Annotated in this window: 8 protein-coding genes; 7 read left to right on the plus strand and 1 reads right to left on the minus strand. The window is 70.2% G+C overall.

From position 1 onward, the window contains the following. Positions 1 to 518 precede the first annotated feature (518 nt). The 4 genes from G6O54_RS25540 (at position 519) to mug (ending at position 6,981) form a co-directional block, all read left to right on the plus strand. Positions 519 to 3,725 carry a DUF1553 domain-containing protein gene (locus G6O54_RS25540; protein ID WP_165229520.1) on the plus strand — a complete coding sequence of 1,069 codons (3,207 nt, stop codon included), beginning with the start codon at positions 519 to 521 and terminating at the stop codon, positions 3,723 to 3,725. Positions 3,726 to 3,909: 184 nt separating this feature from the next. After that, positions 3,910 to 5,403, plus strand: a complete 1,494-nt coding sequence (locus G6O54_RS25545; protein WP_165229523.1) for a DUF1501 domain-containing protein — start codon at positions 3,910 to 3,912, stop codon at positions 5,401 to 5,403. A gap of 40 nt (positions 5,404 to 5,443) precedes the next feature. Beyond that, positions 5,444 to 6,352, plus strand: a complete 909-nt coding sequence (locus G6O54_RS25550; protein ID WP_165229526.1) for a choline/ethanolamine kinase family protein — start codon at positions 5,444 to 5,446, stop codon at positions 6,350 to 6,352. A 14-nt stretch (positions 6,353 to 6,366) separates the two neighbouring features. Continuing rightward, positions 6,367 to 6,981 (plus strand): G/U mismatch-specific DNA glycosylase, encoded by a 615-nt coding sequence (mug, locus tag G6O54_RS25555; RefSeq protein WP_165229529.1) that lies wholly within the window; start codon positions 6,367 to 6,369, stop codon positions 6,979 to 6,981. Between the two features lie 48 nt (positions 6,982 to 7,029). On the opposite strand, the gene G6O54_RS25560 is transcribed toward mug, so the two are convergent. After that, positions 7,030 to 7,449: an ester cyclase gene (locus G6O54_RS25560; protein ID WP_250847082.1), complete on the minus strand. Its 420-nt coding sequence runs from the start codon at positions 7,447 to 7,449 to the stop codon at positions 7,030 to 7,032. A 293-nt stretch (positions 7,450 to 7,742) separates the two neighbouring features. On the opposite strand from G6O54_RS25560, the gene G6O54_RS25565 reads away from it, so the two are divergent. The 3 genes from G6O54_RS25565 to rpe all read left to right on the plus strand — a co-directional run bounded on the left by G6O54_RS25565 (position 7,743) and on the right by rpe (position 10,888). Continuing rightward, positions 7,743 to 8,648 carry a thioredoxin family protein gene (locus G6O54_RS25565; protein ID WP_165229532.1) on the plus strand — a complete coding sequence of 302 codons (906 nt, stop codon included), beginning with the start codon at positions 7,743 to 7,745 and terminating at the stop codon, positions 8,646 to 8,648. A 176-nt stretch (positions 8,649 to 8,824) separates the two neighbouring features. Beyond that, positions 8,825 to 10,168 carry a PP2C family protein-serine/threonine phosphatase gene (locus G6O54_RS25570; protein ID WP_165229535.1) on the plus strand — a complete coding sequence of 448 codons (1,344 nt, stop codon included), beginning with the start codon at positions 8,825 to 8,827 and terminating at the stop codon, positions 10,166 to 10,168. A gap of 24 nt (positions 10,169 to 10,192) precedes the next feature. Then, on the plus strand, positions 10,193 to 10,888 hold the full coding sequence (gene rpe, locus G6O54_RS25575) for a ribulose-phosphate 3-epimerase (RefSeq protein ID WP_165229538.1): 696 nt from the start codon (positions 10,193 to 10,195) through the stop codon (positions 10,886 to 10,888). Positions 10,889 to 10,928 lie beyond the last annotated feature (40 nt).

Below are 10,928 nucleotides of genomic sequence, written 5' to 3' on the forward strand. Positions count from 1 at the left end.
ATTCGGGACCGGTGAGGGGATTGAGTCGGCCGCCACGACGGGGGGGCACTCGAAGCGGGCCGCCGGGTTGGGACACCGTGACGAGGGCGTGGAGGCGATGCACGCGTTCCCCCGCGCGATCCGCCCGGGTCACGGGGTGATGCCGGGGGCGGCGGCTCGGCTACGACCCGGAAGCCCGCCGCAAGAACGCCAGCTACCTGCCCTTCTGGGCGTAAGGATGGAGTCGAGATATTTGACGGCAATTTGACTGGGAGACCTTCGGATCCGGCCAGGCCACCGAAGCAAATTCCGCAAATACATAAACGCAAACAATTTACGCCACAGAATTAGCAGGCCCGGTATTTGACGTCAATTTGACGCCCGACGCCGAGAGGCGATCATCCGCGGGCCCCGCTCGGCTATAATGCCGGTGCCAGCCCCGGCGATCCAGGACCGCGGAGAGACGGCCCGTGCACCACGACGTAGCGCAGAGAGATGACGCCGGCGATCGACCGCGCCCGAGATCACGAGCCCGCCGGATGGCGTCGGCGTTCGCCGCCTCGCTGCTGTCGCTGGGCGTGTCATCCGCCATGGCCGGGGAGCCCCCGCGCGACGCCAAGCCCGCACCGGCGGCGAAGGTTGACTTCAACGCCCAGGTCCGGACGATCCTCTCCGACAAGTGCTTCCACTGCCACGGCCCGGACGCCGGCCGGCGCAAGGCCGGGCTGCGGCTGGACACCCGCGCGGGGGCCTTCGCGAAGCTGGAGTCGGACGGCCACGCGATCGTCCCGGGCAAGCCCGACCAGAGCGAGCTCATCGCCCGGATCAAGTCCGACGACCCGGAGCAGCGGATGCCGCCGCGGTCGCTCGGCCGCGAGCTCACGCCGGGCGAGGTGAAGACCCTCGAGCGCTGGATCGCCCAGGGGGCGGAGTGGAAGGACCACTGGGCCTTCCTGCCCCTGCCCGATGCGGCGACGATCGCGGCATCGGCGAGCCCCCAGCCCGATCCCTCGCACGCCGGCTGGGCCCGCAACGGCGTCGATCACCTCGTCATCCGGCGGCTCGAGGCCGAGGGGCTCTCGCCCGCGCCGGAGGCGAGCAAGGAGCGGCTGATCCGGCGCGTCACGTTCGACCTGACCGGGCTGCCGCCGACCCCCGCCGAGATCGACGCCTTCCTCGCCGACGCCCGGCCGGACGCCTACGAGCGGTTCGTCGACCGACTCCTCTCCTCCCCTCGGTTCGGCGAGCGGATGGCCGCGGACTGGCTGGACGTCGCCCGCTACGCCGACACGTTCGGCTACCAGGCCGACGTCTACCGCGCCACCTGGCCCTGGCGCGACTGGGTCGTGAAGTCGTTCAACGCCAACATGCCCTTCGATGCGTTCATCACCTGGCAGCTCGCCGGGGACCTGCTGCCGAACCCCACCCCGGAGCAGGTCCTCGCCACGGCCTTCAACCGGCACCATCGCCAGACGAATGAGGGGGGCTCGATCGAGGAGGAATGGCGGATCGAGTACGTGGCCGACCGGACCATCACCTTCGGCGCCGCGTTCCTCGGGCTGACCCTGGAATGTGCCCGCTGCCACGACCACAAGTACGACCCGATCACCCAGAAGGACTTCTACTCGCTCTCCGCCTTCTTCAACAGCATCGACGAGTCCGGGCTCTATCCCCACTTCACCACCGCCATGCCCACCCCGACGATGCTCCTGGCCGACGAGGCCCGCCGCGCCGCCATCGCCGACGCCGAGCGGAAGATCGCCGACGCCGAGGCCGACGTCGAACGCCTGGGCCGGTCGCGAGACGCGGCGTTCGAGGCCTGGCTGCGAACGGCCGCCGGCAAGCCCCCCCTGCCCCCGCCCGACTTGATCGGCTCCTTCCCGCTCGACGCGATCGAGGGAGACAAGGTCGCCAACCTCGCCGATCCGTCGAAGCCGGGCAGGGTCGCGGAGGGCCCGGAGGTGGTCGCCGGCAAGCTCGGCAAGGCCCTGAAGCTGAGCGGCGAGAACAGCGCCATCCTGCCGATGGGGAACTTCGACCGATTCGAGCCGTTCAGCGTCTCGCTCTGGATCCAGACGCCCGACCGCAAGGACCGCGCGGTGGTCCTCCACCGGTCGATGGCCTGGACCGACGCCGGCAGCCGCGGGTATGAGATCCTCATCGAGGACGGCAAGCTCGCCGCCCACCTCGTCCACTTCTGGCCGGGGAACGCCCTGGGCATCCGGACGAAATCCGAGATCCCGGTCGGTCGCTGGACCCACGTCGCGCTGGCCTACGACGGCTCCAGCCGCGCGAAGGGGCTGGCCCTGTACCTCGACGGCAAGCCCGCCGACTGCGAGGTCGTCCGCGACAGCCTCACCAAGAACATCACCGGCGGCGGCGGGGATGACATCACGATCGGCCAGCGGTTCCGGGACCGCGGCTTCAAGAACGGCCTGGTGGACGACGTCCGCGTCTTCCGCCGCGCCATCACGCCCGTCGAGGCCGCATGGCTCTTCGACCCGGCCACGCTCCCCGCCCTGCTCTCCCGCGATCCGTCCTCGCTGACGACCGACGAGCGGCGGGGCCTCCTGGCCTATTACCTCTCGGCCCATGACGCCGAGTCTCGCAGGGCACTGGCGACGCTCTCGCAGGTCCGCAAGGCGCGGAGCGACCTGGTGGACCCGATCGCCGAGATCATGGTGATGAAGGAGCTGCCCAAACCGCGGCCGACGTTCGTCCTCAAGCGTGGTGCGTACGACGCCCCCGGCGAGCCCGTGGGCCGAAATACGCCCGCCTCGCTGCCGGCCTTCTCGCGGGACTGGCCGCGCGACCGCCTGGGCCTGGCGCGGTGGCTGACCGACCCGAAGCAGCCCCTGACGGCCCGGGTGACGGTCAACCGCTGGTGGCAATCGCTGTTCGGCCGGGGGCTGGTGGCCACGCCGGAGGACTTCGGCAGCCAGGGGCAGCTCCCCTCGCATCCGGAATTGCTCGACTGGCTGGCTCGCACCTTCGTCGAATCGGGCTGGGACGTGAAGGGGACCTGGCGGTTGATCGTCACGTCCGCGACCTATCGCGGGGCGTCGGAGGCGTCGCCGGAGCGACTGGCCCGCGACCCGGACAACGTCCTGCTCTCGCGAGGTCCGCGGTTCCGGCTGCCGGCGGAGATGATCCGCGACAACGCCCTGGCCGCCTCGGGATTGCTCGTCGCCAAGCTCGGCGGACCCCCCGTGAAGCCGTTCCAGCCGGATGGCCTGTGGAAAGAGAAGGCCAATATCGAATACGTCCGCGACGTCGGCGAGGGCTCGCACCGGCGGAGCCTCTACACGTACTGGAAGCGGACCTCGCCCCCGCCCGCGATGCTCACGTTCGACGCCACCGGCCGCGAGGTCTGCGCCGTCAAGCGGCTCCCCACGGCCACGCCGCTCCAGGCCCTCGTCCTGCTGAACGACCCGCAGTACGTCGAGGCCGCGAAGGCCCTGGCGGGCCGGGCCGTCCGCGAGGCCGGCCCGGAGCATGCCGACCGCGCGGCGTTCGTCTTCCGGGCCCTCACGGGCCGCCGCGCCGACCCCCGCGAGCGGGCCGTGCTGGAGGCCCTCTACCGCGAGCAGTACGACGAGTTCCGCTCCGGCCGCTCCGACCCCGCCAAGCTCCTGTCCGTCGGCGACGCCCAGGCGGACCCCGGCAAGGACCCGGCGGACCTCGCCGCGCTCACCGTGCTGGCCCAGGCCGTCATGAACTTCGATGAAACGGTGATGAAGCGATGAGAATATCCCCGATTAGCGAGGGGATTAGATTCCGCCTCTCCCCCTTACCAAGGGGGAGTTGGAGGGGGTGGTCGATGCAAGCCGAGGCGATCGAATTAACCCCCCTGAATCCCCCCTTGGTAAGGGGGGAAGCGGATTCCGGACATTGCCAGGGAGAAGCTCAATCGACGTGCGGAGCGACACAATGAACTTCGATCCCCGCCAATCCCCCGACGACCCCCTGGCCGTCAACCGCCGCCACTTCTTCTCCCGGACGAGCCTGGGCGTTGGATCCGCCGCGCTCGCCAGCTTGATCGGTCGATCGGCGATGGCCGATGCGGATCCGGCCGCCGACGTCCCGCCGCGGACGGCCGTCGACCCGGCGTATCGCGGCGTGCTCGCGGCCCCGCACTTCGCCCCCAAGGCGAAGCGGGTCATTTATCTGTTCATGAGCGGCGGGCCGTCGCAGCTCGACCTGTTCGACTACAAGCCCCTGCTGAACACCCGGAACGGCCAGGACCTGCCGGACTCGGTCCGCCAGGGGCAGCGGCTGACGGGGATGTCCGGCAACCAGGCGACGCTGCCGCTCGCCGGCTCGATCTTCAAGTTCGCGAGGCGCGGGAGCTCCGGCGCCTGGGTGAGCGACCTGCTGCCGGAGACGGCGAAGGTGGCGGACGACCTCTGCTTCGTGCGGTCGCTCTACACCGAGGCGATCAACCACGACCCCGCGATCACCTTCTTCCAGACCGGCTCGCAGATCGCCGGCCGGCCGAGCATGGGCTCGTGGCTGAGCTACGGGCTCGGCTCCGCGAATCAGAACCTGCCGACGTTCTGCGTCCTGATCAGCCAGCGGCCCGTCGATCAGCCGTTGTACTCGCGGCTCTGGGGCAACGGCTTCCTGCCCTCGATCCACCAGGGCGTCCAGTTCCGCGCGGGGGCCGAGCCCGTGCTCTACCTGGAGAACCCGCCGGGCGTCTCCGCGGCGGGCCGGCGGAAGATGCTCGATCGCCTCCGCGAGCTCCATCAGGCCGAGTACGACGCGATCCTCGACCCGGCCATCCAGGCCCGGATCGCCCAGTACGAGATGGCCTACCGGATGCAGACCTCGGTCCCGGAGGTCACCAGCCTGGCCGGCGAGCCCGACGAGGTCTTCGAGCTCTACGGGCCGGACGCGCGCCGGCCCGGCACGTTCGCCGCCAACTGCCTGCTGGCCCGCCGCCTGGCGGAGCGCGACGTCCGGTTCATCCAGCTCTATCATCCCGGCTGGGACCACCACGGCGGCCTCCCCGCCGGCATCCGCCAGCTCTGCAAGGAGACCGACCGCGGCTGCGCCGCGCTCGTCGCCGACCTGAAGCGCCGGGGGATGCTCGACGACACGCTCGTCCTCTGGGGGGGCGAGTTCGGCCGGACGAACTACAGCCAGGGCAAGCTGACCCCGACCGACTACGGCCGCGACCATCACCCCCGCTGCTTCACCGCCTGGGCCGCCGGCGGCGGCGTCAAACCGGGACTGGTGCACGGCGAGACCGACGACTTCGGCTACAACATCGCCGCCGACCCGGTCCACGTGCACGACTTCCATGCGACGATCCTCCACCTGCTGGGCATCGACCACGAGCGGCTGACGTTCAAGCATCAGGGCCGCTACTACCGCCTGACGGACATCGCGGGCAAGGTCGTGAAGCCGATCCTGGCGTGAAGGCGGGGAGTGCCTCCGGCCATCCTGCGAAGGGGAACCCGTGCCGATCTCGATCGACCAGGTCATCGACCGCTTGCCCGCCTGGTCGGGCCGATCGCCCGTGGCGACGCCGCTCGTCGGGGGGCTGACCAACCAGATCCATCGCGTCGACGTCGATGACACCTCCTACGTGGTGCGGATCCCCGGCGAGGACACGCACCTGCTGGCCATCGATCGCGGCAACGAGCTCCACAACACGCGGGCCGCGGCCGAGGCGGGGGTCTCGCCGCGGGTCGTGCATCACCTGCCCGACCTGGACGTGCTGGTCCTGGAGTTCATCCCCGCCGAGACGCTGACCATCCCCGCGATGCGGCGCCCCGGGATGCCGGCGGAGCTCGCCGGCGTCCTGAAGCAGCTCCACGCGGGCCCTCGCTTCCGGGACGAGTTCGACATGTTCCGCCTGGCGAGGCGGTATCTTTCCATCTGCCAGGACCGGCGGATCCGGATCCCGGACGGCTACCTCGACGGGCTGCCCCGGGTCGCCGAGATCGAGTCCGCCTTCGCCCGCCGGCCGGTGCCGACGGTCCCCTGCCACAACGACCTGCTGGCGGCGAACGTCCTGGACGACGGCCGTCGTCTCTGGCTGATCGACTTCGAGTACAGCGGCAACAACGACCCGACCTTCGACCTCGGCAACACCTGCCAGGAGCAGGAGTACGACGAGCCCCGGATCGTCGAGATGTGCGCCGCGTACTTCGGCGAGGCGTTCCCCGACAAGCTCGCGCGGATGCGCCTGAACATGATCATGTCCGACGTCGGCTGGTCCCTCTGGGCCGCCATCCAGGCGGCGGTGTCCGCCATCGACTACGACTTCCGGGCCTGGGCCGAGGATCGATGGGCCCGCGCCCGGTCGGCGATGGAGTCGGCCGATTTCTCGAGGTGGCTCCGCGACGTCGGGTCCTCGCCATGAAGGGAGCATCGAGGATGCCCGTCACGCCGAGCGGGGCGTCGCCGAGCCGGAGGCCGACCCGAGAGGAAGTCGCCGCGGCGCACGGCGACTTGCTGCCCGACCTGATCGCGCCGGGCCTGAAGGTCCTGTTCTGCGGGATCAATCCCAGCCTCTATTCGGCCGCGGTGGGTCACCACTTCGCCCGGCCGGGCAACCGATTCTGGCCGGCCCTCCACGCGGCCGGATTCACGGACCGGCGGCTACGTCCCGAGGAACAGCGCCTTCTCCTGGACCGGGGCCTGGGGATCACCAATCTCGCGGGCCGGGCGACCGCCGCGGCCGACGAGCTGACGACCGACGAGCTGATCTCGGGAGCCGGGCAGCTCGAGGCGAAGGTCCGGCTGTACCGCCCGGCGTTCGTGGCGGTGCTGGGCGTGACGGCCTACCGGTCGGCGCTCGGCCGCCGGCAGGCGACCCCGGGCCGGCAGGCGGATCGGCTCGCGGAGGCGTGCCTCTGGGTGCTGCCCAACCCCAGCGGCCTGAACGCCCACTATCAGCTCCCGGACCTGGCCCGTTCGTTCGCCGAGCTGCGTCGAGCGGTCGGCTTGCCGGACGCCCGTCAGGATGGTCCCGATCCACCCGCAGGCTGAGACCGGGCCGGCCGGCTCCGTCGGTTCTCCGCGAGGCTCCCGTCCGCCTCAGGCCAGGCCCGTTCCCAGGCCGCGAAGGATCTCCGGGATGTTGGAGACCTGCCAGCCTTCGCGCATCTTGCCGTCGACGGCGCGGATCCAGGTCATGCCGCGGAAGCAGCAGTCCGTGTTCGAAGGGGCCATGCCCAGGCCGTCGCCGGTGTGGCAGCCGGTGGCCGTCCAGCGGAAGGCGACCTCCTGGTCGCTGGCGAGGACCGCCTCGACCTCGATCTTCAGGTCGGGGAAGGCGGCCAGGAACGGCGTGTGCATCTTGGCCCGGAACTCGTCCGGCCCGCGCATCACGCCGAGGTCCCCGTGGAGCACGCTCTCCTCGTCCAGGAACTCCTCGATCGCCTCCGACCGCCGACGCTCCCAGACCTCCTCGAACCAGCGTCGGACCAGGGCGACATTCTCATCCGCCAGCGCCATGGGCGAGATCCTCCGGGAGTTGAGATGGGAAAGGACCGGCCTGCCGCATTTCCGGGCCAAGGACCGAGAGTCCACGCTAGCCGCCGGGGTGCACGGAGTCGATGGAAATCCACCGAAGATGGCCTCCCGGGCCCGCCCGGTCACCCGACGGAGCCGGCTCCCACGGGTTTCCGTCCGTGAACGATCCGGGGCGTTCGGCGCTCATCCGGGGACCGCGTTCTGCTTCCCCGCCTTTCCCGACGCGCGTATGATAGCGTGGCGAAGAGACCACCCATGAAGAGAGATCTCCACCGATGAGCGAGACATCCCCGGCGCCGGCTTCTTCCTCCACTCCCGCCTCGGCCCCCGCGTCTCCCCACGTGATCGACGTGACCACGGCGACGTTCGAGGGCGAGGTGCTCGAGCGGTCGATGGTGGTGCCGGTGGTGATCGACTTCTGGGCGGAGTGGTGCGGGCCCTGCCTCGCGCTGACGCCCGTGCTCAAGAAGCTGGCGCGCGAGTATCAGGGGAAGTTCATCCTGGCGAAGGTGGACATCGACGCCAATCCGGAGGTGGCCCAGAGCTTCGGCGTGCGGTCGATCCCGGCCGTCTACGGGGTCCGCGACGGGCAGGTGCTCGACGGCTTCGTCGGCGTCCAGCCGGAGAAGGTCATCCGCGAATGGCTCGGTCGGCTGCTCCCCTCCGAGGCTGAGAACCTGGCCGTCGAGGCGGCCGGGCTGGAGGAGGTCGACCCGGTTGCCGCCGCCGAGAAGTACGAGAAGGTGCTGACGCTCGACCCGGAATCCTCCGAGGCCGCCATCGGCCTGGCCCGCATCGACCTGGCGGCCGGGCGCATGGACGAGGCCGCCGGGCGGATCGCGACCCTCGAGAGGCGCGGATACCTCGAGCCCGAGGCCGAGCGGCTCAAGGCGGAGCTCGCCCTCCGCGGCCAGGCGAAGTCCACGGGGGGGGTCGAGGCCGCCCGCGCGGCGCTCGCGGAGAAGCCCGACGACCTGGAGCTCAAGTTCGCCCTGGCCGAGGCCCTCGCCGCCGCCGGACAGTACGAGGACGCCCTGGCCCTCTGCCTCGAGCTGGTCGAGCGCGACCGCCGGGGCGTCGGCGAGCGTGCCAGGCAGACGATGATCTCCATCTTCCAGCTCCTCCCCACCGGCGATCCCCGGACCATCGAGTATCAGCGTCAGCTCTCGCTCGTCCTCTAGGATCGGCCCGTCCCCGTCCGGGCGGACGGTCGGACGGACGGACGGAAACTCTGTCCGGCCAACGGCTTGGCGTACGCGGCCCTTCTCCCCTCGACGGCCCTCGTAGAATGGCAGGAGTACGACGCGCGGCGCCTTCGCCCGTGTTGATCCCATCGACCCGAGAGAGCAGAGCATCCATGTCCGGCACCACAATCCTCGGAGCCGACGAGCTCGATCCCGCGGCGCGGGCCCAGGTGGACCGGATCGCCACCGGCGACTGGCAGACCCGGCTGGCGGCGATCACCGAGATGATGCGCGAGATGAGCCTGCAGGAAGACCCCCAGGACATGGTCCGCGATTATGGCTCGCGGATCCGTGCCATGCTGCCTTCCGACGCCTGGATCTCGATCAGCCGCCGCGGGCTGGAATCCCCGAAATATCGGATCACGCGGTCGAGCAACTGGTCGGAGGTCGTCAATCCCTGGAAGGAGAAGGACAGGCTCCCCGTCCTGGAGGGAGGGCTGCTCGGCGACCTGATCTACGGCAACGAGCCGAGGATCATCAACGACGCCGACGGGCTGATCTCGCCCGAGGACCCGGCCTTCGAGTACCTGGAGGGGGTCCGCTCGCTGATGGCGATGCCCCACTTCCACAAGGGGGACGGCCTGAACATGGTGGTCACGATGAGCCACCGGCCGAACGCGTACGACCCCGAGATGTTCCCGGACCGATTCTGGATCAGCAGCCTCTTCGGCCGCGCGACCCAGACCCTGGTCCTCTCGAACGAGCTGAAGGAGGCCTACGAGGTCGTCGACCGCGAGCTGAAGGTCGTGGCCGACATCCAGCGATCGCTCCTGCCCCAGGTCCTGCCCAAGATCCCCGGCCTGGACCTGGCGGCCTCCTACCAGACCTCGCAGTGGGCCGGCGGCGACTACTACGACTTCTTCGAGCTCCCCGACGGCCGCTGGGGATTCCTGATCGCGGACGTCAGCGGGCATGGCACCCCTGCGGCCGTGATGATGGCCATCCTCCACAGCCTGGCCCACGGCGTCCCGGGGCATCCCGAGCCCCCCTCGGCCCTGCTCGAGCACGTCAACAAGCGGCTCTCCGCCCGCTACACGACCAGCAACGAGGTCTTCGTCACCGCGTTCTACGGCATCTACGACCCCGTGACCCGGGTCTTCTCGTATAGCTGCGCCGGCCACAACCCGCCGCAGCTCAAGCGATGCTCGCAGGGCGTGGTGGACACCCTGGAGGAAGTCGGCGGGCCGCCGCTCGGGGTCTTCGAGGACCTGACCTACGACCGCGCCGAGGTCACCCTCCACCGGGGTGACGTCCTGGTCCTCTACACCGACGGCATCACCGAGGCCATGAACGCCCAGAGCGAGCAGTTCGGCCTGGCCCAGCTCAACGGCGTCCTCGCCCGCTGCCACCTGGACGCGACCGGCATCCGCGACGCCATCCTGGAGGAGCTCGCGAAGTTCACCGGCTGCACCCCGGCGCACGACGACCGGACGCTGCTGGTGGCCAAGGTGCTCTGAGGCCACCTGTCAAGGAATGCTCGAATGATCCAGCCCTACGCCGATCCGACCGCCGCGACGATCAAGATCGCCCCGTCCATCCTCTCCGCGGACGCCGCCCGCCTGGGCGAGCAGGTGGCCGAGGCCGAGCACGCCGGGGCGGACCGGATCCACGTCGACGTGATGGACGGCCACTTCGTGCCGAATCTCACGTTCGGCCCCGGGATCGTGAAGTGGCTCCGCCCCGTCACCCGGCTGCCGCTGGAGGTCCACCTGATGGTCGAGCGGCCCGACGACCTCCTCGACGCCTTCGCCGAGGCCGGCGCCGACACCCTGATCGTCCACGTCGAGGGCGCGGTCCACCTGAACCGGACCGTGCAGCGGATCAAGTCCCTGGGCAAGAAGGCCGGCGTCGCGATCAACCCGGCCACGCCGCCCGTGATGCTCGAGGAGATCCTCCCCGACCTGGACCTCGTCCTGGCGATGACCGTCAACCCCGGCTTCGGCGGCCAGTCCTTCCTCCACGGCACCCTCCCCAAGATCCGGAAGATCCGCTCCCTGATCGACGCCCTCGGCTCAGCCTGCGACCTCGAAGTCGACGGCGGCATCGACCCGGAGACGGCCCCGCTGGTCGTCGCCGCCGGTGCGCGGGTGCTGGTCGCGGGGACGTCGATCTACGGATCGAGCGAGGGTGTGGCCGGGGCGATCCGGAGGTTGAACGTGAGGGCCGAGCCGGCCTGATTTCACCGCGGGCCGGGGCTCGAGCACGGGAGCGATACCG

It is taken from the genome of Aquisphaera insulae (genome assembly GCF_011064615.1).
GTDB classification, from domain to species: domain Bacteria; phylum Planctomycetota; class Planctomycetia; order Isosphaerales; family Isosphaeraceae; genus Aquisphaera; species Aquisphaera insulae.

Coding starts and splice junctions, on each gene's coding strand:
- G6O54_RS25540 (WP_165229520.1), top strand. CDS start 519: ATGGCGTCGGCGTTCGCCGCCTCGCTGCTGTCGCTGGGCGTGTCATCC.
- G6O54_RS25545 (WP_165229523.1), top strand. CDS start 3,910: ATGAACTTCGATCCCCGCCAATCCCCCGACGACCCCCTGGCCGTCAAC.
- mug (WP_165229529.1), top strand. CDS start 6,367: ATGCCCGTCACGCCGAGCGGGGCGTCGCCGAGCCGGAGGCCGACCCGA.
- G6O54_RS25560 (WP_250847082.1), bottom strand. CDS start 7,449: ATGGCGCTGGCGGATGAGAATGTCGCCCTGGTCCGACGCTGGTTCGAG.
- G6O54_RS25565 (WP_165229532.1), top strand. CDS start 7,743: ATGAGCGAGACATCCCCGGCGCCGGCTTCTTCCTCCACTCCCGCCTCG.
- G6O54_RS25570 (WP_165229535.1), top strand. CDS start 8,825: ATGTCCGGCACCACAATCCTCGGAGCCGACGAGCTCGATCCCGCGGCG.
- rpe (WP_165229538.1), top strand. CDS start 10,193: ATGATCCAGCCCTACGCCGATCCGACCGCCGCGACGATCAAGATCGCC.